The organism is Paractinoplanes deccanensis, assembly GCF_016862115.1.
GTDB lineage: Bacteria > Actinomycetota > Actinomycetes > Mycobacteriales > Micromonosporaceae > Actinoplanes > Actinoplanes deccanensis.
Map to the genome: position 1 here is coordinate 17,410 of NZ_BOMI01000078.1, position 22,390 is coordinate 39,799.

Genomic DNA, 22,390 nt, shown 5'->3' on the forward strand with positions numbered 1-22,390 from the left:
CCGATACCCTCACAGCCGCCCCCCACTTTTTCGCACCACCCGTCCCGGAGGAACCCCCGTTGCCGCTGCTCTACTCGATCGGCAAAATCACCGTCGGCAACGCGCTGAAGGTCGGCTGGCGGCCACGCGTCGAGGGCCTCGAGCACGTGCCCAAGACGGGTGGAGTGATCTTCGCGAGCAACCACCTCTCCGTCGCCGACGAGCTCTTCCTCGGTGCGGTGGTGCCGCGGCACCTGGCGTTCTGGGCAAAATCCGACTACTTCGACGGCACCGGCCTGAGCGGCTGGTTCACCCGCAACCTGCTCAACGGCCTCGGCGCCATCCGCGTCGAGCGGGCCGGCGGCCGGGCGGCGCTCGCCGCGTTCGACGGCGCCATCCCGGTGCTCAAGGCCGGTGACCAGGTCGTCGTCTATCCCGAGGGCACCCGCTCGCCCGACGGCCGGCTCTACCGCGGCCGCACCGGCGTGGCCCGGCTGGCGATCGCGGCCGGCGTGCCGATCATCCCGGTCGGCTGCCTCGGCACCGACAAGATCCAGCCGATCGGCCAGCCCTACCCGTCGCCGGTGCTCCGCGGCGGCACCATCACCATCAAGTTCGGCAAGCCGATCGACCCCGTCGGCCGCGCCGACGACCGCACGTCGCTGCGCCAGCTCACCGACGAGGTCATGGTCGAGATCCAGAAGCTGACCGGCCAGGAGTACGTGCCGCGTTACGCCCCCAAGAAGGACCCGGCCTAGTTCAGCACCGCGTCGCGCAGGCGGGCGACCAGGTCGGCGCTGTCCTCGACCGAGCGGCGGGTGAGCAGCACAGTGGCGAGGCTGCCGTGGTCGGCCCATGCGCAGACGACGACGGTGGCGCCGTTGTCGCGGCCGACGCCGCAGCTCTCGTGCGCGCCGGTCTCGCCGAGGTCGAAAGCTTGCACCTCGGAGAGCTTGTATTCGTCGGCGACCTGGTCGAGATGGGTGCGCACGTCGGTGCCCGGGGTGAGCCGGAAGCCGGTGACGCCGAAGACGGTGACGCGCTTGCCGCGGCTGTCGCCGTATTCACCGGCGAAACCTCCGGCGCCGGTGTCCTCGGTGTCGCGCAGCTGGAGGTCGGCGAAGGACTCCGGCAGCCGGGCGCTCGCCGGATATTGCCCCGAGAGGCGGAACCAGCCGAACGGCACGCCGCAGCAGCAGGCGACCCCGAGCAGGCTGAGCAGCGCGAGCCGGCGGCCCCAGCGGCGCCGGCGCCGGGGCGGGGGAGGCATCGGCCGCTGCGGCTGCCGCGGCGCCCAGGGTGGCGGCGCAGGCAGCGGGCCACGGCCGCCGGTGGGCGGGCCGGCCGGCGGCCGCGGTGCCACGGCCTGACGCCGGCCGGCCTGAATCTGGGCGGCCTGAATCTGGGCGGCTTGGCGCTTGGCCGCCTTGCGGTCGCGGCGGCGCTGCTTCGCGCTCTTGGGCGCGGGCGGCAGCGGAGCGCGCGGCGGGCCGGTGACCGGGCGCGCGGGCGGCGGACCCGCTGCCGGGGGCGCGACCGGGCGCGCCGGCGGGCTCGCGGCCGGGCGCGCCGGCGGGCTCGCGACCGGGCGCGCCGGCGGGCTCGCCGCCGGGCGGGGCTGCGCGGTGATCGGCGGGCGGTTCGCGAAGGCCGGCGGCGCGGGCGGCTCGGCCCTGGTCGGCGGCGCGGGCGGCTCGGCCCCGGCGGGCGGCGCGGGCGGCTCGGCCCCGGCCGGCGGCGGGGTCTCGACGCGCGTCGGCGGCAGCGGCGCCTCGGGGATCTCGGGCACCAGGGGGAACGGGTCGACCGGGGTGTCGTGGTCGGCCCACGGGTCGACCGCCGGCGTGGCCAGCCGGTCGTCCTCGGGCTCCTCGTGCCGCTGCCACCACCGCTTCCTCGGCGTGGGCGGGGGCACCGCCGCGGCTCCGCTCCAGCGCGCCGGAGCGTCCACCGTGGAGGGCTCCGAGCCGTCCTCGACCCGGGTCCGGTCGGGCGCCGCGGCCGCCGGCGTGGGGTCGCCCGGCTGCTGCTCGGCCATCCGTCGATCTCCTTCGCTGCCGGCCCGATCGCCGGCGAGGTGGTCTTGTCCCAGGTTAGAGGCGGTTCGCCACCCCGCCGGCGGGCAACGAACCTGGAAACCGCATGCAAATGCCGGACAACCAGGGCGATGTGCCGGACGCTTCGGAGCCGTATGGTTACCGGGACATGAGAACGACACAGAGAAACGCCGTCACGCTGACCGGTAACCCGACCGGTCAGCCGATGGTGTTCGCGCATGGCTATGGCTGCGACCAGAACATGTGGCGCCTGGTCGCTCCGGCCTTCGCGGACACGCATCGGCTCGTCCTCTTCGACCACGTGGGCAACGGCAAGTCCGACTTGTCGGCCTACGATGACGACCGCTATTCGACCCTCGAGGGCTACGCCCGCGACATTCTCGAGATCCTGCACGAGCACGACCTGCGCGACGTCGTCTTCGTCGGCCACTCGGTGAGCGCCATGATCGGCGTGCTCGCCGCGATCGAGGAACCGGAGCGCTTCGCCAAGCTGGTGCTCGTCGGCCCGTCACCGCGCTACATCAACGAGCCCACCGAGGACTACGTCGGCGGGTTCGACCGCGCCGACATCGAGTCGCTGCTCGACTCGCTCGACAGCAACTACCTCGGCTGGTCCAGCACGATGGCGCCGGTCATCATGGGCAACCCCGACCGGCCGGAGCTCGGCGAGGAGCTGACCAACAGCTTCTGCCGCACCGATCCGGACATCGCCAAGAAGTTCGCGCGTGTCACGTTCCTCTCCGACAACCGCGACGACCTGCTCAGACTCCGTACCCCCGCCTTGATCCTGCAATGCTCGGACGATGTGATCGCGCCGGACTGCGTGGGAGACTACGTTCACAAGCACACCCCGAACAGCACCCTCATGCGGCTCAACGCCACCGGGCACTGCCCGAACCTCAGCGCCCCCGAGGAGACCATCGACGCCATGAAGGCCTGGCTGTAAGAAGCGGCGGATCGTGAGTGACTCTGGTGGGCCGGACGTGACGCAAGAGTTGCGCCTGCCCTGGGACGAAGATCCGGACGACCTGTACGAGCACGCGCCGTGCGGGTACCTGACCACGCTTCCCGACGGCACGATCGTCCGGGTCAACCAGACCTTCCTGACCTGGACGGGATACACGCGCGGCGAGCTGGTCGGTCACCGCCGGTTCCGGGACCTGCTCAGCTCCGGCGGGCAGATCTACCACGAGACCCACTACGCCCCGCTGCTGCGCATGCAGGACGAGGTGCACGAGCTGGCCTTCGACGTGGTCTGCGCCGACGGGCGGCAGCTGCCCACGCTGGTCAACTCGATGCTCGGGCGCGACGAGTCCGGACAGCCCCGCGCCATCCGGACCATGATCTTCAACGCGACCGAGCGGCGGCAGTACGAGAAGGAGCTGCTGCACGCCCGCAACATCGCCGAGGCGTCCGAGCGCCGGGTGCGCGTCCTTCAGCAGATAGTGGCCGACCTGGCGGCCGCGCCGACCGAGGCCGAGGTGGCCGAGTCGGTGGTGCGCGCGCCCGAGGCCGCCTTCGGGGCGGCGAGCAGCAGCATCTACCTGGTCGACACCGAGCGCGATCTGATCGTGGCGGTGACCTCCACCGACCCGACCACCGGCAACTGGGACGACATGCCGCGCAGCTCGGCGCGGGCCGTCGCCCGGGTGGCCGAGCGCGGCGACCTGCACGTGGTGGCCTCGCTCACCGAGGCCAAGCAGCACTTCCCCGACCTGGTCGAGTCGATGCGCCGCTCCGGGCGCAACACCGTGGTGCTGCTGCCGCTGACCACCGGCCCGACCGACGAGCACGGCGGCGTCGTCACGCTCGGCGTGCTCGCGTTCAGCTTCAAGGGCGAGCACAAGCTCACCGACGGCGAGCTGCGGGTGGTGCGGCTGCTCGGCCAGCAGGCCGGCCAGGCGCTCGACCGGGCCCGCCTCTACGACGACGCCCGCCGCCGCGAGGAGCGCAGCAAGTTCCTGGCCGAGACCACCGGCGCGCTCGACGAGGTGCACCGGCTCCAGCCGAGGATCCACCGCCTGCTCGACCGGCTCGTGCCCGAGGTCGCCGACTGGGCCGAGGTGCGCCTCCAGGTCGGTGCCGTGCCGATCGAGGAGCCCAAGGGCACGCCGGCGCCCGACACCGAGCTGCTGATGAAGCGCGTCGCCAAGGTGGCCGCGAGCGGCGAGCCGATCTTCGCGCTCGAGGGCGACCCGCTCGACTGCTCGGTGCTGCCGCTGACCGCCCGCGGGCTGGTCCTCGGCACGCTGGCGCTGCGCATGGCGCCCGACCGCCGCGACGCCGCCGGCGAGCGGGTCTTCCTCTCCGACCTCGCCGACCGGGCCGGTCTCGCGCTCGAGAACGCCCGGCTCTACGAGCAGGAACGGCAGATCGCCCGGACGCTCCAGCGCAGCCTGCTCGCCGGCGACCTGCCCAGCGGCGACAACCGCTTCGCGGTCGAGACCTTCTACCAGGCGGCCGGGCAGGACCTCGAGGTCGGCGGCGACTGGTACGACGCGTTCCTGATCACCGTCGACAAGCTGGCCGTGGTGGTCGGCGACGTGGTGGGCCGGGGCATCGACGCGGCCACCACGATGGGCCAGCTGCGCAGCGCGGTCCGCGCCCTCGCCTCGAACGAGGACGGGCCGGCCCGGCTGATCGAGGGCCTGGACCGGTTCTGCGAGCGGGTCGAGTCGGCCCGCATGGCCACGGTGGCCTACGCGGAGATCGACCTCACCACCGGCGAGATCGCCTACTGCTGCGCCGGCCACCTGCCGCCGCTGCTCCAGGAGCCGGCCGGGTCGCCCGAGTTCCTGATGCACGCGCGCTCGGCGCCGATCGGCAGCCGGGCCGGCAACCTCAGCCGCACGGAACACCGCCGCCGGCTCTCCGCCGGCAGCCGGATGCTGCTCTACACCGACGGCCTGATCGAGCGGCGCAGCCGCAGCATCGACAAGGGCTTCGAGATCCTCGCCCGCGAATACGCGCGGCGGCGGGACGCGCCGCTGCAGGGTCTCGCCGCCGGGCTGGCCGACACCCTGGTCGGCAAGGACCACGCGGACGACGTCTGCATGCTGTGCCTGTCGCTCGGCACCGAGGAGCGCATCGAGCGCACGATCGGCGCCGACCGGATGCAGATCGCGCTGCTCCGCGCCGACCTGCGCACCTGGCTGGTGGCGCACGGCGTCGGGGCCGAGTGCCGCGACGCGGTGCTGCTGGCCTGCTCCGAGGCGGTGGCGAACGCGATCGAGCACGGCTACCGGGACGACCCGTTCGGCATGATCGACGTGGTCGCGACGGTGACCGACGACGCGGTCGAGGTGCGGGTCACCGACCGGGGCACCTGGCGTGGCCCGCTCGGCGACGTCTCCCGCGGCCGCGGCCTCCAGCTCATCCGGGAGTCGATGGACCAGGTGCTGTTCGACCGCAGCGACGGCACCACCGTCACGATGCGGCGCCGCCGCGGAGAGGACGACCAGTGACGGATCAGTGGGTGACCTTCTCGAGGTTCGGCGACGCCGAGTTGGTCAGCTTGACCGGCGAGATCGACCTGGCGAACGCGCCGGAGATCGGCAGGGCGATCGTCAAGCGGATCAACCAGGCCGGCAAGGTGCTCATCGACCTGACCACGGTCTCGTTCCTCGACAGCGCCGGCGTGCGGCTGCTGGACGCCCTGGTCGGCGATCTGTACGAGCATGGGACCCCGACTCGGCTGGTCGTCGGCGAGCGCGGGGCCGCACGGATGACCTTGCAGCTGTGCTCCTTCCGGGAGGACGTGCTGGCCACCGACCTCGACCGGGCGGCGGCGGATCTTCAGGTTTAACCGCGTACCCTGGAGCCCCATGAGCGTGAGTTCCGTCTTCCCGCAGCTCGAGCAGCTGCTGCCCCGGGTCAGCAAGCCGATCCAGTACGTGGGCGGCGAGCTCGGCGCCGTCGTCAAGGACTGGGACGCGACCACGGTCCGCTGGGCGCTGATGTACCCCGACGCGTACGAGGTGGGCCTGCCCAACCAGGGCGTCCAGATCCTCTACGAGGTGCTCAACGAGCAGCCCGACGTCCTGGCCGAGCGCACCTACGCGGTCTGGCCCGACCTCGAGGCGCTGATGAAGGAGCACGGCGTCCCGCAGTTCACCGTCGACGCGCACCGCCCGGTGAAGGCGTTCGACGTGCTCGGCCTCTCGTTCGCCACCGAGCTCGGCTACACCAACATGCTCTCCGCCCTCGACCTGGCCGGCATCCCGCTGGACAGCGCCGACCGTGGCGACGACGACCCGATCGTCCTCGCCGGCGGTCACGCCAGCTTCAACCCGGAGCCGATCGCCGACTTCATCGACGCCGCCGTGCTCGGCGACGGCGAGGAGGCCGTGCTCGAGATCACCGGCATCATCCGGGAGTGGAAGGACGAGGGCCGCCCGGGCGGCCGCGACGAGCTGCTGCTGCGCCTGGCGCGCACCGAGAGCATCTACGTCCCGCGCTTCTACGACGTCGACTACCTGCCCGACGGCCGCATCCAGCGGGTCGTGCCCAACCGGCCCGACGTGCCGTTCCGCGTCGCCAAGCGCACGACCATGGACCTCGACGCCTGGCCGTACCCCAAGAAGCCGCTGGTCCCGCTCGCCGAGACGGTCCACGAGCGGTACGCGGTGGAGATCTTCCGCGGCTGCACCCGCGGCTGCCGCTTCTGCCAGGCCGGCATGATCACCCGCCCGGTCCGCGAGCGCTCGATCACCACGGTCGGCCAGATGGTCAAGGAGGGCCTCGAGTTCTCCGGCTTCTCCGAGGTGGGCCTGCTGTCGCTCTCCTCCGCCGACCACTCCGAGATCGGCGACATGTGCTCCGGCCTCGCCGAGCAGTACGCGGACACCAACGTCTCGCTGTCGCTCCCGTCGACCCGGGTGGACGCCTTCAACATCGACCTGGCCCAGGAGCTCTCCCGCAACGGGCGGCGCACCGGCCTCACCTTCGCCCCCGAGGGCGGCTCCGAGCGCATCCGCAAGGTCATCAACAAGATGGTGACCAAGGAGGACCTGATCCGCACGGTCGTCACGGCCTACAGCAACGGCTGGCGGCAGGTGAAGCTCTACTTCATGTGCGGCCTGCCCACCGAGACCGACGAGGACGTACTCGAGATCGCCCAGATGGCCCACGAGGTCATCCGGGCCGGTCGTGAGGCCGCCGGCACCAAGGACATCCGCTGCACGGTGTCGATCGGCGGGTTCGTGCCCAAGCCGCACACACCGTTCCAGTGGGCGCCGATGGAGCGCCCCGAGGTGATCGACGCCCGGCTCAAGATGCTCAAGCAAGAGATCAACAGCGACCGGTCCCTGGGCCGCGCGATCGGCTACCGCTACCACGACGGCGAGCCGTCGCTGATCGAGGGCCTGCTCTCGCGCGGCGACCGCCGGGTCGGCGCGGTCATCCGCCGCGTCTGGGAGAAGGGCGGCCGGTTCGACGGCTGGAGCGAGCACTTCTCGTACGCGCGCTGGATCGAGTCCGCGGCCGAGGTGCTGCCCGAGTACGGCGTCGACCTCGACTGGTTCACCACCCGCGAGCGCGAGCAGCTCGAGGTGCTGCCCTGGGACCACCTCGACTCCGGTCTCGACAAGGACTGGCTCTGGCAGGACTGGCAGGACTCGCTGACCGAGTACGAGCAGGACGACTGCCGCTGGACCCCGTGCTTCGACTGCGGCGTCTGCCCGTCCATGGACACCGAGATCCAGATCGGCCCCACCGGCAAGAAGCTGCTCCCGCTGACCCCGGTCACCAACACCCTGCGGGTACCGGTCTGATCATGGCTCCCAAGAATCAGCCCGTCGGCGGCCAGGCACCGGTCGTCCAGCGCCTCCGTCTCCGCTACGCCAAACGGGGCCCGCTGCGCTTCACCTCACATCGCGACTTCGCCCGCGCGTTCGAGCGTGCCCTGCGCCGGGCCGGGGTCCCCATCGCCTTCTCGCAGGGTTTCACCCCCCACCCCAAGATCTCGTACGCCTCGGCCGCGCCCACCGGCGTCGGCAGCGAGGCGGAGTACCTCGAGATCGGCCTCCAGGCGGAGGTCGACCCCGAGATGCTGCGGCGGGCCCTGGACGCGGCCCTCTCGCCGGGCCTCGACGTGCTCGAGGCCGTGATCGCGCGCGAGGGCGGCGGCAGCCTGGCCGACCGGATCGACGCCTCACACTGGCGCCTGGAGCTTCCCCAGGTCGACCCAGCCGAGGCCGAGGCGGCGGTCAAGGCGTTCCAGGAGGCCGGCGAGGTGCTGGTCGAGCGCATGACCAAGCAGGGCCGGCGCACCTTCGACGCCCGGCAGGCAGTGACCCGGATCGCTGTGACGCAGCAGTCTGACCTACCTTCCGAGGCGGACGGCGCACCGTGTGCGATAATCGACCTTGTCGTACGACAGGTGACGCCCGCCGTACGTCCCGATGACGTCCTTTCCGGCCTGCGCGCGGTAGCGGGCCTGGAGCCGCCGGTGCCCCCGCGGGTGACCCGGCTGGCCCAGGGCATGCTCACCGCGCAGGGGGAGATCGTCGATCCGTTGGACGCGGATCGCGAACCAGCCCTTCCTGGGTAAGGACGCCTCCATCGGAGGGCGCTGGCGGCAAGCCGGTGTCCGTTGACAGACTTCGGAAGCCCGTTCGCTTACCCGGCGGGGCCGAAATACTTGCGGCGACCCTGCGTGGCAGCGCTCCAACGCGCCCGGGGCCGCCAGAACTGGAGAGCGCCCCATGCTCGATAACGAGCCCCGAGACAACTCGGGAGACCAGGGCGGTGAGCGGGACGGAGTCACTCCGCCCGATGCCGCCGCAACCACCACCCCCGCGCGCAAGCGCGCCCCTCGCCGTAAGGCGGCGGCGCCGGCAGCCTCGGCCGCCGAGGTTCCGGCCTCCGACGCTCCGGGTGCGGAGCCCGGCGCGGGCATCGAGGCCGCGAGCGCTTCGGAGGCCGCGGCGCCGGGCGACCCCGTGGCCGCGGTCCACGAGGCCGTGACCCCGCCGGCGGCCGAGGAGGCCCCGGTCAAGCCGGTCAAGCGCACCCGCCGCAAGGCGGCGGCACCGGCCGCCGCTCCGGCTGCTTCCGCTGAGGCTGCTCCGGTTGCTTCCGCCGAGGGTGCTCCGGCCGCTTCCGTCGCGGCTGCTCCGGCCGCCGAGGAGGCCGCCGCTCCGGCTGCTCCGGTGAAGCGGACCCGCCGCAAGAAGGCCGCCGCGCCCGCCGCCGCTCCGGCCGAGGTCGAGGCGCCGGCGCCGGTCGTGACGCCCGGCGAGGTCACGCCGGTCGAGGCCGCCGCCGTCGCGGAGCCGGCTCCCGCCGAGCCGGTCACCGTGGCCGAGGTGGTCGCGGCCGAGGAGCCGGCCGTCGAGGAGCCTGAGGCCGCCGAGGAGCCCGAGGCCGCTGCCGGGGAGACCACGGTCATCGGCGTGCTGCCGCTGGACGCGGACTTCGTGGAGGAGGAGCCGGCGCCGCGTAAGCGCAGCCGCCGGGCTGCCGCGCTGCCGCCCGCCGTCCTGTTCATGCCGCCGGACGCCACCGAGGCCGAGCCCGCTCCGGCTCCCAGCCGCCGCACCCGTCGCGGCGCCACCACTGTTCCCCCCGCCGTGACCCCGGAGCCGGCCGCCGAGGCGGTCGGCGAGGCCGAGGCCGAGGTCGCCGACCTGCCCGCCGTCGAGGAGCCCGCCGAGGGCGGCCGGCGCACCCGCCGCCGCCGTCGTGGCGCCGCCGAGGAGCAGCCGGTCGAGGCCGAGGCCGTCGAGACCGTGACCGAGCCTGCCGTGGACGAGGTCGACGAGACCGCCGACGACGTCGAGGAGGGCGTCGAGGACGAGTCGGACGAGGACGACGAGGCCGGTGGCCGCCGTCGCCGCCGTCGTGGCCGTCGCGGCCGCGGCCGCGGCAAGGGCCCGTCCGACGAGGGCGACCAGGACGACAGCGACCAGGACGAGGGCGACGAGGACCCCGAGGCGTCCGCCGAGGACGAGTCCGAGGACGACGAGGGCGAGGGCGTCACCCGCCGTCGCCGCCGCCGTCGTCGCAAGGGCTCCAGCGGCGACGGCGACACCGGCGGCATCGAGGACGGCGTGCACACCGTCGTGCGGGTGCGCGAGCCGCGCCGCACCGACGAGGTGCAGGGCGTCTCCGGCTCGACCCGGCTCGAGGCCAAGCGCCAGCGCCGCCGCGACGGCCGCGAGCAGCGCCGCACCCGGCCGCCGATCCTGAGCGAGTCGGAGTTCCTGGCCCGCCGCGAGGCCGTCGACCGGGTCATGGTCGTGCGCCAGAAGCCGGACCGGATCCAGATCGTCGTGCTCGAGGACGGCGTGCTCGTCGAGCACTACGTCTCCCGCAGCACCTCCGGCACCATGGTCGGCAACGTCTACCTCGGCAAGGTGCAGAACGTGCTGCCGAGCATGGAGGCGGCCTTCGTCGACATCGGCCGGGGCCGCAACGCGGTGCTGTACGCGGGCGAGGTCAACTGGGACGCCACCGGCCTGGAGGGGCGCGCGCGCTCGATCGAGCAGGCGCTGCGCTCCGGCGACTCGGTGCTGGTGCAGGTCACCAAGGACCCGATCGGACACAAGGGCGCCCGGCTGAGCAGCCACATCGCGCTCTCCGGCCGGCACCTGGTCTACGTGCCCAACGGCAACGCGTCCGGCATCAGCCGCAAGCTGCCCGACAACGAGCGCAAGCGCCTGCGCGACGTCCTCAAGAAGCTCGTGCCGGACGGCGCCGGCGTGATCGTCCGGACCGCCGCCGAGGGCGCGAGCGAGGACGAGCTGGCCCGCGACGTGAAGCGGCTCCAGGCGCAGTGGGAGGACATCCAGCGCAAGGCCGCCGACGGTCACGCGCCGGTCGCCCTCTCCGAGGAGCCCGACCTGGTGATCCGGGTCGTGCGTGACCTCTTCAACGAGGACTTCCGCGAGCTGATCGTGCAGGGCGACCAGGCGTACGCCGAGCTGGAGAACTACCTCAACTCGGTCTCGCCCGACCTGCTCGACCGGATGCACCGCTACACCGGCACGGGCGACGTCTTCGCCGACAAGCGCATCGACGAGCAGATCCTCAAGGGCCTCGACCGCAAGGTCTTCCTGCCCTCGGGTGGTCACCTGGTCTTCGACCGCACCGAGGCGATGACCGTCGTCGACGTCAACACCGGCAAGTACACGGGCGCCGGCGGCAACCTCGAGGAGACGGTCACCCGCAACAACCTCGAGGCGGCCGAGGAGATCGTCCGGCAGCTGCGGCTGCGCGACCTCGGCGGCATCGTGGTGATCGACTTCATCGACATGGTGCTGGAGAGCAACCGCGAGCTGGTGCTGCGGCGGCTCACCGAGTGCCTGGGCCGCGACCGCACCAAGCACCAGGTCACCGAGATCACCTCGCTGGGCCTGGTGCAGATGACCCGCAAGCGGATCGGCGCGGGCCTGCTCGAGGCGTTCAGCGAGACCTGTGACCACTGCAAGGGCCGCGGCGTGCTGATCCACACCGAGCCGGTGCCGGAGAAGCGCTCGAACGGTGCGGCCAACCAGGTCAAGGCGGTCGCCGCGGCGACCACCGCGCCGGCGCCGGCCCAGCCGCAGGCGCAGACGCCGAAGGACGAGAAGCCGGGCCGGTCACGCCGGCGCCGGGGCGGCGGCGAGAGCGCGCCGGTCCTGGAGGCTCCCGAGGCCGTGGTGGTCGAGGAGCCGGTCGCCGAGATCGAGAACCCGCCCGCGACGCCCACCGAGGTGGTCCTCAGCGAGCCGGGGGAGAGCCCGATCGCCCTGGTCGCGGAGCTGCCGCCGGTGCACGGGTCGGGCATCGTCACGCCCGGGGCCAAGCTGACCACCGCCGACCCCGAGGACGACTACGACATCAGCGGCTACGACCTGTCGCGCTACGAGACGGCGGAGCCGGAGCCCGAGACCGAGCCGCTGCGCCTGACCGGCGCGGACGACCCGGACGCGGCCGACGACGAGGACGAGGACGACGACGAGCCGGTGGGTGCCGGCGCGGGACGGCGGCGGTCGCGCCGCGGGGGCACGCGCAGGCGTACCCGTCCCTGATCTCGATCGGAAGAAGCGGTTCGGTAAAGAAAGTTAACTGCCGGGCCGCTTCTCTCGTCGACGTCGGTTACCCTCGCGGGATCGATCCCCGTCGTCCCCGCGAGGTCCCTCCCATGCGTCTCCCTCTTGCGGCCTGTGCCGCGGCTCTGGTCCTTGCCGGCTGCTCCGGGTCGCCCTCGGGGCAGACCCCGGCCGCCGGCACCCCCGCCGCGCCCGCCGGCACGCCCGCCACCGGGCCCACGGCCGTTCCGCCGGCGCCGGTGGACCCCTCCGTGGCGGCGTCGGCCGACGCGGCGCTCTCCGGCGACACCGAGGCGATCTGCGCCCAGGCCGCCCGGGTGAACAGCGATTTCGGCAAGACCTTCATCGCCGACCTCAAGCTCCAGATCGACGCGGCGAGCAAGGGCGGCGCGGCCAAGCAGCAGGCCGACCAGAAGATCGCGCGGGACGTGTCCAACTACTCGTACGCCCTGGCCGACATGGCGAAGCTGACCACCGATCCGGTGCTGAAGAAGGCGCTGACCGACATGAGTCAGCAGGTCACCGCGCTCAAGGGCGATCTCACCAAGATCAACGCTGAGAAGATGTCCCAGCTCACGGGTACACTCGACAAAGCGTGCGGAAAGGGCTGACGCTCCTCCCCGGTTTGGGGAAGAGGTCCCTGATGAAGTACGCTTTCGGACGGCGCTTTTCCAGCGTCGTGTTCCCGTGTCTGACAACCGGGACCAGCACCATCCGCCAAGCAGCGCTCCTCGCTGCGTAAGTCTCAGGGAGTCCGCGTCCGATGTACGCGATCGTCAAGACCGGCGGCAAGCAGTACAAGGTTGCCGAGGGCGACGTGATCGAGGTCGAGAAGCTCGCGGGTGCGCCCGGCGATGCCCTGACGCTCGCCGCGGTCCTCCTCGTCGACGGTGACAACCTGGTGACCGATGCGGCCAAGCTTGCCAGCGTGACGGTGTCCGGCGAGATCGCCGAGCACACCAAGGGTCCGAAGATCCGGATCCACAAGTTCAAGAACAAGACCGGCTACCACAAGCGCCAGGGTCACCGCCAGCCGCTGACCCGCGTCAAGGTGACCGGCATCAAGAGCGGGAAGTAGGGGGCGGATCACTCATGGCTCACAAAAAGGGTGCGTCCAGCTCGCGTAACGGCCGTGACTCCGCCGCGCAGCGGCTCGGCGTCAAGCGGTTCGGCGGCCAGCTGGTCAGCGCGGGCGAGATCCTGATCCGCCAGCGCGGCACGAAGTTCCACCCGGGCGAGCTCGTCGGCCGCGGTGGCGACGACACGCTGTTCGCCCTGGCGACCGGCAACGTCCAGTTCGGCACGAAGCGCGGCCGCAAGACCGTCAGCATCGTTCCGGCTGCGGAGTAAGTTTCTCAGAAGCGGGCCGCGGACCTCTCGGGGTCCGTGGCCCGCTTTCTTGTTTTTCCGTGAGGAGTTCGAGCAGTGACCACGTTCGTCGACCGGGTTGTGCTGCACCTTCAGGCTGGTGACGGCGGACACGGCTGTGTCTCGGTGCGCCGCGAGAAGTTCAAGCCGCTCGGCGGCCCCGACGGCGGCAACGGCGGGCACGGCGGCGGCATCACGCTGGTCGTCGACCCGCAGCAGCACACGCTGCTCGACTTCCACTTCCACCCGCACGTCAAGGCGTCCAACGGCGGGGGCGGCGCGGGCGCCAACCGCGACGGCGCCAACGGCAAGGACCTGGTCCTCAAGGTGCCCGACGGCACGGTCGTGCAGACCGCCGACGGCGAGGTGCTGGCCGACCTGATCGGCGCCGGCACCACCTTCGAGGTGGCGCGCGGCGGCCGCGGCGGCCGGGGCAACGCCTCGCTGGCCAACACCCGCCGCAAGGTGCCGGGCTTCGCCGAGCTCGGCGAGCCGGGCGACCGGCTCGACGTCGTGCTCGAGCTCAAGAGCGTCGCCGACGTGGGCCTGGTGGGCTTCCCGTCCGCCGGCAAGTCCTCGCTCATCTCGGTGATCTCCGCGGCCAAGCCCAAGATCGCCGACTACCCGTTCACCACGCTGGTGCCCAACCTCGGCGTGGTGCAGGCGGGCGACCAGACCTTCACGGTCGCCGACGTGCCGGGCCTCATCCCGGGCGCGGCCACCGGCAAGGGCCTGGGCATGCAGTTCCTGCGCCACATCGAGCGCACCTCGGTGCTGGTGCACGTGCTCGACGCGGCGGCGCCCGAGATCGAGCGCGACCCGCTGGCCGACCTCGACGCGATCGAGGCCGAGCTCGCGGCGTACGGCGGTCTCGAGGACCGGCCGCGCCTCGTGGTGCTCAACAAGATCGACATCCCGGACGGGCGCGACCTGGCCGAGATGGTCCGGCCCGACCTGGAGGCCCGCGGATACCGCGTCTTCGAGGTCAGCGCTGTCACCCGCGAGGGCCTCAAGGAGCTCACGTACGCCCTCGCGCAGGTCGTCGAGGAGCACCGGCTGTCCCGGCCCGCGCCCGAGCCCACCCGCGTCGTCCTGCGGCCCCAGGCGGTCGACGAGTCCGGCTTCACGGTCGAGCAGGACGACGACGGCGTCTTCGTGGTGCGCGGCGCCAAGGTCGAGCGCTGGATCCGCCAGACCAACTTCGACAACGAGGAGGCCGTCGGCTATCTGGCCGACCGGCTGGAGCGCATCGGCGTCGAGGACGCGCTCGCCAAGAAGGGCGCGCAGCCCGGCGACCCGGTGCGGATCGGCGAGCGCGAGTTCGACTGGCACCCCAACGCCGGCGAATACGTGGCCGGACCGCGCGGCACCGACTCCCGCCTCGAGGAGGAGAGCGGCCGGGCCACCGCGGCGCAGCGTCTCGCGGCCCGCAAGGCGCGCCGGGTGCGCTCCGACGACGAGCTGCTGCACATGGACGCCGACGGCACCGTCACCAGCATGACGAACGCCCGGCAGCCGGTGCTGGTCCAGGACGACGACGAGCCCGACACCGCCGAATAGGCGGGCGTCCAGATTGCCGCAACCATCCGGAAACGGGCATCGCTTAGAGTCACCACCGTGATGATCGAAGCGCGGCCCGCCCTGGACCCCGAGCTCGCCGCGCTGGTCGCGGCCCAGCACCACGAGCTGGGCTCGACCACCTTCACCCCGGACGACGGCGCCAGGTATCTGGTGGCGGTCGTGGACGGCCGGGCGGTGGCCTGCGCCGCCTGGCGGCCCGCGCCGGGCCACGGCGTCGCCGAGCTCCAGCGCATGTACGTGCGCCCGGCGTTCCGCGGCCGCGGCATCGCGCGCCAGCTGATCGTCTGGATCGAGGAGGAGGCCCTGGCCGCGGGCCGGTCGGTCATCCGGCTGGAGACCGGCGCGTGCTCGCCCGCGGCCGTCGCCCTCTTCCAGTCGTCCGGTTACGACCAGGCGGCCGGCACGTTCGTGAAGCGCCTGGCCGCGTTAGTCCAGTAGCCCGATGGCCGCGCGTGCCCGGCGTACCGTCTCCTCGGCCCTGGGGCGCACCCGCGCGCGCCCGTCCGCCAGGATCTTCCGCACGTGGCCGGGGTCCTCGCTCAGCTCGGCGAAACGCGCCCTGATCGGCGTGAGCACCGCCTCGATCGCGTCGGTGACCTCCCGTTTCAGCTCTCCGTACGAGGTGAGCGTCCGCGGTTGCGCGCCCGTGCACGCGCGCAGGATCTCCAGCAGGTTGGTGACGCCCGGCTGGTTCTCGCGGTCGTGCCGCACGACGCCGACCGTGTCGGTGACCGCGCGGGCGACCTTGCGGCGGATCACGTCGGGCGGGTCGAGCAGCCCGATGCGCCCCGCCGGGTTCGGCGAGCTCTTGCTCATCTTCCGGGTGGGGTCGGCCAGATCCATGATCCGTTCCGCGGCGTCGGGGCGGATGGCCTCGGGCACCGCGAAGGTCTCGCCGTAGCGGCCGTTGAAGCGGGTGGCGAGCGTGCGGGCCAGTTCGAGGTGCTGGCTCTGGTCGTCGCCGACCGGCACGTGGTCGGTGTCGTGCACGAGGATGTCCGAGGCCATCAGCACCGGATAGGTGAGCAGGCTGAGCCGCACCGGCCCGCCGCAGGCCGACTTCTCCTTGAACTGGATCATGCGGGCGGCCTCGCCGAAGCCGGCGGCGCACTCGAGCAGGTAGTGCAGCTCCGCGTGCTCGGGCACCTGGGAGTTGGCGATCAGGGCGGTGCGCGCCGGGTCGACGCCGGCGGCGAGCAGCAGGGTCGCGACCTCCACGGTGTTCGCGCGCAGCCGCGCCGGATCGTGCTCGACCGTCAGCGCGTGCAGGTCGGCGATCATCGCGATCGAGTCGGTGGTGGCCGGGTCGTCCTGGGCGGCCACGAGCGGGCGCATCGCGCCGAGCAGGTTGCCGAGGTGCAGGTTGCCGGTGGGCTGGAAGCCGGTGAGCCGACGGGTCATGGTGGGTCCTTCCGGGCCGGGGCGGACGCGCCCTCCCGGGACCGTGCAAAAGCAGAACGGCCGCCCGGAGGGGCGGCCGCGATGAGGTCATGCGCGAGGTGGTGAGCCGCCCGTCAGGGCAGCCACCAGCTGAGGTTCGCGCAACGAAGCATGCCGGCAAGTGTACAGCGGGGCGCGGTGTGTGGCCGGAACCGATACCGGCATGATTGTCGTCATGCCGAGCCTGACCCGCGCCGAGGCCACCGCCCGCGCCGCCGCCGTCGAAGTCCGCGAGTACGAGGTCGACCTCGACCTGACCGGCGAGGGGGAGACGTTCGGCGCCCGCACCACCGTGCGTTTCGCGGCGCGTCCCGGCGCCTCGACGTTCCTGGAGTTCGAGCCGGTCAGCGTCGGCTCGGTCACGCTGAACGGCGCCCCGGTGCCGGCCGGGGCGATGGACGGCGAGCGGCTGCACCTCTCCGGCCTCGCGGAGTCCAACGAGCTCGTGGTCGACGCGGTGATGCGCTACTCCAACACCGGCGAGGGCCTGCACCGGTACGTCGACCCGGCGGACGGCTCGACCTACCTCTACCAGCACATGTTCATCAACAACGCCGGCCGCATCCTGCCCAGCTTCGACCAGCCGGACATGAAGGCGTCGTTCAAGATCAGTGTCACCGCGCCGGCGGGCTGGCTGGTCGCGGCGAACGGCCCGCTGGTCGCCGGCAAGGACGGGCGCTGGGAGTTCGCTCCGACCAAGCCGATCTCCACGTACCTCTGCTCGCTGATCGCCGGGCCGTACCACGCGGTCACCGACGAGCACGACGGCATCCCGCTGGCCCTTTACGCGCGGGCCGCCCTCGCCGAGCCGCTCGAGGCGGAGGCGCCCGAGATCTTCCAGGTCACCAAGCAGTGCCTCGACCGCTTCCACGAGATCTTCAAGATCCGGTACCCGTTCGGGCACTACCAGCAGGCGTTCGCGCCCGAGTTCAACTTCGGCGCCATGGAGTACCCCGGCCTGGTCGTCTTCCGCGACGAGTTCATCTACCGCTCGGCGGTCACCGAGAGCGAGCGCGAGCACCGGGCCAACGTGATCGCGCACGAGATGGCGCACATGTGGTTCGGCGACCTGGTCACCATGGCCTGGTGGGACGACCTGTGGCTGAACGAGTCGTTCGCCGAGTACCTGGGCACCCGGATCGCCGCCGAGGCCACCCGGTTCCCCGGCACGTGGACCACCTTCGCCATGCAGCGCAAGGCGTGGGGCCTGCGCGCCGACCAGCACCCCTCGACCCACCCGGTGGCGCCGGCCGAGGTCACCGACACCGATCAGGCGCTGCTCAACTTCGACGGCATCTCGTACGCCAAGGGCGCTGCCGTGCTCAAGCAGCTCGTGGCGTGGGTGGGCGACGACGCGTTCCTGGCGGGCGTCAACGCACACTTCGAGGCCCACGCGTACGGGAACGCGACACTGGCCGACCTGCTCGGCGCGCTGTCCGCCGCGAGCGGGCGCGACCTCACCGCGTGGGCCGACGTCTGGCTGCGCCGCGCCCAGGTCAACACGCTGCGCACCGAGGTGACCCGGCAGGACGGCGCGTACACGTCGGTGGCCGTCCTCCAGACCGCCCCCGAGCAGTTCCTGACGCTTCGCCCGCACAAGGTCGGCATCGGGCTGTACGACCGGACCGCCGAGGGCGCCGTGGTGCTGCGCAAGCGCGTCGAGGTCGAGATTCAGGCGGCGGAGCGCACCGAGATCACCGAGCTGGCCGGCGAGCCGGTGGCTGACCTGCTGCTGCTGAACGACGGCGACCTCACGTACGCCAAGATCCGGCTGGACGAGGAGTCGACCGCCGCCGTCCCGGCGCTGCTGCCCCTGCTCGACGACTCGCTGGCCCGCGCGGTGCTCTGGGCCTCGACGCTCGACGCGGTGGTCGACGGCGAGCGCCCGGTGGCCGAGCTGGTCACGCTGGTGCTGGCCGCGCTGCCGGTCGAGTCCGAGGTGGTGGTGGTCGAGGACGTGCTGCGCGCCACCCGCAGCCTGGTCGACCGCTACTCGACCCCCGAGACGCGGCCCGCGGCCCTCGAACTGGTCGCCCAGGCCGCCGACCGGCTGCTCGCCGTCTCGGAACCGGGCGGGTCGCGCCAGCTCGCCGCGGCCCGCGGCCTGATCGGCGCCACGGTCGACGTCAACCGCCTGCGCGGCTGGCTCGAGGGGCGCGACGTGCCGGAGGGCCTGGCGATCGACGCCGACCTGCGCTGGCTGATCGTCTACCGGCTCGCGGTGCTCGGCGCCGCCGGCACGGCGATGATCGACGCGGAGTTCGAGCGCGACCGCAGCGCCACCGGCGAGCAGTGGGCCGCCCGGTCGCGGGCCGCCCGGCCCGACGCCGAGGCCAAGGCCGCCGCCTGGGAGGCGATCATCGGCGACGCCACGCTGTCGAACCGGCTCGTCGAGATGACGGCCTCCGGCTTCTGGCAGGCCGAGCAGCTCGACCTGGTCCGCCCGTACGTGGCGCGCTACTTCGCCGAGATGCCGGGGATGATGCGGCTGCGCAGCGGCATGAGCGCGGAGAAGACGGCCACCTACGCGTACCCGAACGTGATGGTGGAGCCGGCGACCCGCAGCCTCGCCGCCGAGCTGCTGGCCACGGGCGATCTGGACCCGATCCTGCGCCGCGTGGTCGAGGACGCCGACGACGATCTCCGCCGGGCGCTCGCTGCGCGCTTTTGACCTTTCGCCACGCTTTCAGCCGATACCCTCGGGGTCATCGGGGGTGAAGGCGTGGAGTGGTCCGAGGAACTGGCCGGTGGCCTGCTGCAAGCCGCCCCGGACGCCATCCTGGTCGTCTCCGGCACGACGATCGTGCTGGTCAACGACCGGGCCGTGGAGCTCTACGGCTGGCCGCGCGACCAGCTCATCGGCCGTGACGTCCACGAGCTGATCTCGGACGGCGCCCGGGCGCTGCTCCCCGAGCGCCGCAAGCGCGTCGAGGAGGACCGCCCGGGCCCGATCGGGGCGATCACGACCACCCTGCGGCGCCGCGACGGCACGGAGATTCCGATCGAGTCCTCGGTGTCGATCGTCGACACCCCACAGGGGCGGCTCGCCCTCGCCGTGGTCCGCGACCTCACCGAGCGCGAGCGCGCCGAGCGGGAGAAGGCCCGGCTGCGCGCCGAGGCCCAGGCGCACCGCAGCCAGCGGCTGGAGAGCCTCGGCCAGCTCGCGGGCGGCATCGCGCACGACTTCAACAACATGCTCGGCGTGATCGTCAACTACGCCAACTTCGTGGTGGAGGAGGCGGAGTCGCCCGAGCCGGACGTCAAGATGATCGCGGCGGACGCCCGGCAGGTGATCAAGGCGGGCGAGCGCGGCACCGATCTCACCCATCAGCTGCTCTCGTTCGCGCGCCGCGAGGTCGTCCGGCCGCAGGTCCTCGACCTCAACAAGGTGATCGGCGACGTCCAGGAGATGCTGCGCCGGTCGATCGGCGAGCACATCACGCTGATCTTCCGGCCCGAGGCGGACCTGCCGCCGGTCACCTGCGATCCCGGCCAGATCGAGCAGCTGCTGGTCAACCTGGCGGTCAACGCGCGTGACGCGATGCCGTCCGGCGGCAACCTGGTGATCGACACCGGGCGGCACGGCGACCAGGTGCGGCTGCGGGTCAGCGACTCCGGCAAGGGCATGACGCCGGACGTGGTGGAGCGCGCCTTCGAGCCGTTCTTCACCACCAAGGCCAGCGGCGAGGCGACCGGGCTGGGGCTGGCCACCGTCTACGGCATCGTCACCCAGGCGGACGGCGAGGTCAGCATCACCTCGGAGCCGGGGCTCGGCACGACGGTGACGGTGCTGTTGCCGATGTCCTCCTCGCTGGCGTCATCGTCGCCGGTCGTGGCGGAGGCCGAGGCGTCCACCCGGGGGCACGGCGAGACGCTGCTCGTGGTGGAGGACGAGGCGGCGCTGCGTGACGTGGCCGGGCGGATCCTGTCCGGGGCGGGCTACAACGTGCTCAAGGCCTCGTGCGGTGCGCAGGCGCTGGAGGTCGCGTCGGGGCACTCCGGGCAGATCGACCTGCTGCTGAGCGACGTGGTGATGCCGGGGATGCTGGGCAAGGAGCTGGCGGAGCGGCTGGTGGGGGAGCGACCGGATACGCGGGTGCTCTACATGTCCGGATACGCGCAACCCGTCCTGCACTCGCAGGGGACCTTGGATCCCGGGGTCGCGCTGCTGGAGAAGCCGTTCACGGCGGAGGACCTGCTGACCGCCGTACGAAAGCGCCTGGATGGTTGATCTATATTTCAGCGATGCGCGGACGCCGGATCGGGATCATGGGTGGGACCTTCGACCCCATCCATAACGGGCACCTGGTCGCCGCGAGCGAGGTGCAGGCCCGCTTCGACCTCGACGAGGTCGTCTTCGTGCCCACCGGGCAGCCGTACGAGAAGGGCAAGGTCTCCCCGGCCGAGGACCGCTATCTCATGACGGTGATCGCGACCGCCTCGAACCCGCGGTTCCACGTCAGCCGGGCCGACATCGACCGCGACGGCCCCACCTACACCATCGACACCCTGCGTGACATGCGCGCGGTCTTCGGCGCCGACTCGTCGCTGTTCTTCATCACCGGGGCCGACGCCCTCTCGCGCATCCTGGGCTGGAAGAGCGCGATGGAGATGTTCGAGCTGGCGCACTTCGTCGGCGTCACCCGCCCGGGCTTCGAGCTCACCGACGCGCACCTGCCGCGCGACAGCGTCACGCTGGTGGAGGTGCCGGCCATGGCGATCTCGTCCACCGACTGCCGGGCCCGCGCCGCCGCCGGCAAGCCGGTCTGGTACCTGGTGCCCGACGGTGTTGTTCAGTACATCAACAAGCGCGGGCTCTATCGGGGCTAAGGGAATGTCATAGGCGTGTGAGAGGCTTGAAGTAGCCGGCAGACTACCGAAGGGATCCTCTTGCCCGTCACCGAACGCGCGCTCGAACTGGCGATGACGGCCGCCCAGGCCGCCGCCGACAAGAAGGCGCAGGACATCGTCGTCATCGACGTCGCCGAGCAGCTCTACATCACCGACGCCTTCGTGATCGCCTCCGCCTCCAACGAGCGGCAGGTCATCGCGATCGTCGACGCCATCGAGGAAGCGCTGATCAACCTTCCCGAGAAGGCGAAGCCCGTCCGCCGCGAGGGCGAGCGCCAGGGCCGCTGGGTGCTCCTCGACTACGTCGACATCGTCGTCCACATCCAGCACGCCGAGGAGCGCGAGTTCTACGCCCTCGACAAGCTGTGGAAGGACTGCCCGACCGTGCCGTTCGTCGACCGTGACCTGGCCGACGCGGACGCCACGTGACCCGCCTGATCGTCTGGCGGCACGGCAACACCGACTGGAACGCGGGCTCCCGCGTCCAGGGGCAGACCGACGTGCCGCTCAACGACCTCGGACGCCAGCAGGCGCTCGACGCCGCCGAGCTGCTCATCAAGTTCCGGCCCGACGCGATCGTCTCCAGCGACCTGCTGCGCGCCTCCGACACCGCGGCCGCGCTCGCCGCCCTCAGCGGCCTGTCGATCACGTTCGACAAGCGGCTGCGGGAGCGCTACTTCGGCGCCTGGCAGGGCCTCACCATGACCGAGGTCGCCCAGCGTTTCCCCGAGCAGCACGTCGCGTGGAAGGCCGGTCAGGAGATCGGCGGCGACGTCGAGACGCTCGAGGCGCTCGGCATCCGCGTCGCCGACGCGCTGCGCGAGGCCGCGGCCTCGGTGCCGGCCGGTGGCACGGTCGTCGTCGCCACCCACGGCGCGGCCGCCCGCCAGGGGGTCGCCCGGGTGCTCGGCTGGTCCATGGACCAGGTACGCACGCTGCGGGCTCTGCAGAACTGCCACTGGGTCGAGCTGTCCCACGACGCCGACCGTGGCTGGCAGCTGGCCACGTACAACGTCGGGCCGTTCGCGGAGCGGCCGTCGCCGCCGCCGGTCTGACGGGAACCCCGGAAGATCCGGTAGC

General features: G+C 72.1%; 19 protein-coding genes. 17 read left to right on the plus strand and 2 right to left on the minus strand.

The genetic code is table 11. The annotated features are described in order from the left end of the window. The first annotated feature begins 59 nt into the window (after positions 1-59). Positions 60-737, plus strand: coding sequence for a lysophospholipid acyltransferase family protein (locus Ade02nite_RS20535; protein ID WP_203765861.1), 678 nt, complete (start codon positions 60-62; stop codon positions 735-737). Here Ade02nite_RS20535 and Ade02nite_RS20540 read toward each other — a convergent pair. Further along, positions 734-2,017 (minus strand): hypothetical protein, encoded by a 1,284-nt coding sequence (locus tag Ade02nite_RS20540; RefSeq protein ID WP_203765863.1) that lies wholly within the window; start codon positions 2,015-2,017, stop codon positions 734-736. The genes Ade02nite_RS20535 and Ade02nite_RS20540 overlap by 4 nt on opposite strands. Before the next feature lie 167 nt (positions 2,018-2,184). Here Ade02nite_RS20540 and Ade02nite_RS20545 point away from each other — a divergent pair, with 167 nt between their 5' ends. From Ade02nite_RS20545 to Ade02nite_RS20595, 11 genes are all read left to right on the plus strand, one after another. After that, on the plus strand, positions 2,185-2,982 hold the full coding sequence (locus Ade02nite_RS20545; RefSeq protein ID WP_203765865.1) for an alpha/beta fold hydrolase: 798 nt from the start codon (positions 2,185-2,187) through the stop codon (positions 2,980-2,982). A gap of 13 nt (positions 2,983-2,995) precedes the next feature. After that, a complete protein-coding gene (locus Ade02nite_RS20550; RefSeq protein ID WP_239168914.1) occupies positions 2,996-5,500 on the plus strand; it encodes a SpoIIE family protein phosphatase in 2,505 nt (834 codons plus the stop codon). A gap of 11 nt (positions 5,501-5,511) precedes the next feature. After that, positions 5,512-5,841: an STAS domain-containing protein gene (locus Ade02nite_RS20555; protein WP_239168915.1), complete on the plus strand. Its 330-nt coding sequence runs from the start codon at positions 5,512-5,514 to the stop codon at positions 5,839-5,841. A gap of 19 nt (positions 5,842-5,860) precedes the next feature. Beyond that, the gene (locus tag Ade02nite_RS20560; RefSeq protein WP_203765868.1) at positions 5,861-7,807 is read left to right on the plus strand and encodes a TIGR03960 family B12-binding radical SAM protein; all 1,947 of its coding nucleotides are present in this window, start codon (positions 5,861-5,863) and stop codon (positions 7,805-7,807) included. A gap of 2 nt (positions 7,808-7,809) precedes the next feature. Next, positions 7,810-8,586, plus strand: coding sequence for a TIGR03936 family radical SAM-associated protein (locus Ade02nite_RS20565; protein WP_203765870.1), 777 nt, complete (start codon positions 7,810-7,812; stop codon positions 8,584-8,586). Between the two features lie 154 nt (positions 8,587-8,740). After that, on the plus strand, positions 8,741-12,049 hold the full coding sequence (locus tag Ade02nite_RS20570) for an Rne/Rng family ribonuclease (RefSeq protein ID WP_203765872.1): 3,309 nt from the start codon (positions 8,741-8,743) through the stop codon (positions 12,047-12,049). Between the two features lie 113 nt (positions 12,050-12,162). Further along, a complete protein-coding gene (locus Ade02nite_RS20575; protein WP_203765874.1) occupies positions 12,163-12,681 on the plus strand; it encodes a hypothetical protein in 519 nt (172 codons plus the stop codon). Positions 12,682-12,833: 152 nt separating this feature from the next. Then, positions 12,834-13,148: a 50S ribosomal protein L21 gene (gene rplU, locus Ade02nite_RS20580; protein ID WP_203765876.1), complete on the plus strand. Its 315-nt coding sequence runs from the start codon at positions 12,834-12,836 to the stop codon at positions 13,146-13,148. 14 nt (positions 13,149-13,162) lie between these two features. Beyond that, positions 13,163-13,420, plus strand: a complete 258-nt coding sequence (rpmA, locus tag Ade02nite_RS20585; protein ID WP_203765878.1) for a 50S ribosomal protein L27 — start codon at positions 13,163-13,165, stop codon at positions 13,418-13,420. A gap of 75 nt (positions 13,421-13,495) precedes the next feature. After that, positions 13,496-14,998, plus strand: coding sequence for a GTPase ObgE (gene obgE, locus Ade02nite_RS20590; RefSeq protein ID WP_203765885.1), 1,503 nt, complete (start codon positions 13,496-13,498; stop codon positions 14,996-14,998). Between the two features lie 60 nt (positions 14,999-15,058). After that, complete coding sequence (locus tag Ade02nite_RS20595) at positions 15,059-15,457, plus strand: GNAT family N-acetyltransferase (RefSeq protein WP_239168920.1); 399 nt, start codon at positions 15,059-15,061, stop codon at positions 15,455-15,457. Here Ade02nite_RS20595 and trpS read toward each other — a convergent pair. Next, positions 15,446-16,420, minus strand: coding sequence for a tryptophan--tRNA ligase (gene trpS / locus Ade02nite_RS20600; RefSeq protein WP_203765889.1), 975 nt, complete (start codon positions 16,418-16,420; stop codon positions 15,446-15,448). The two genes, Ade02nite_RS20595 and trpS, sit on opposite strands and share 12 nt — an antisense overlap. A 214-nt stretch (positions 16,421-16,634) precedes the next feature. Between trpS and pepN the strand changes: the two genes are divergently transcribed. Genes pepN through Ade02nite_RS20625 form a run of 5 tightly spaced genes read left to right on the plus strand, consistent with a single transcriptional unit; the run spans position 16,635 to position 22,365 of the window. After that, positions 16,635-19,130, plus strand: coding sequence for an aminopeptidase N (gene pepN, locus Ade02nite_RS20605; protein ID WP_203765891.1), 2,496 nt, complete (start codon positions 16,635-16,637; stop codon positions 19,128-19,130). Between the two features lie 51 nt (positions 19,131-19,181). Next, a complete protein-coding gene (locus Ade02nite_RS20610; protein WP_203765893.1) occupies positions 19,182-20,690 on the plus strand; it encodes a hybrid sensor histidine kinase/response regulator in 1,509 nt (502 codons plus the stop codon). A 14-nt stretch (positions 20,691-20,704) separates the two neighbouring features. After that, positions 20,705-21,289, plus strand: coding sequence for a nicotinate-nucleotide adenylyltransferase (nadD, locus tag Ade02nite_RS20615; protein WP_203765895.1), 585 nt, complete (start codon positions 20,705-20,707; stop codon positions 21,287-21,289). A gap of 60 nt (positions 21,290-21,349) precedes the next feature. Continuing rightward, positions 21,350-21,739 carry a ribosome silencing factor gene (gene rsfS / locus Ade02nite_RS20620; protein WP_203765904.1) on the plus strand — a complete coding sequence of 130 codons (390 nt, stop codon included), beginning with the start codon at positions 21,350-21,352 and terminating at the stop codon, positions 21,737-21,739. After that, on the plus strand, positions 21,736-22,365 hold the full coding sequence (locus tag Ade02nite_RS20625) for a histidine phosphatase family protein (protein ID WP_203765906.1): 630 nt from the start codon (positions 21,736-21,738) through the stop codon (positions 22,363-22,365). The genes rsfS and Ade02nite_RS20625 overlap by 4 nt, the downstream gene beginning before the upstream one ends. Positions 22,366-22,390: the final 25 nt, after the last annotated feature.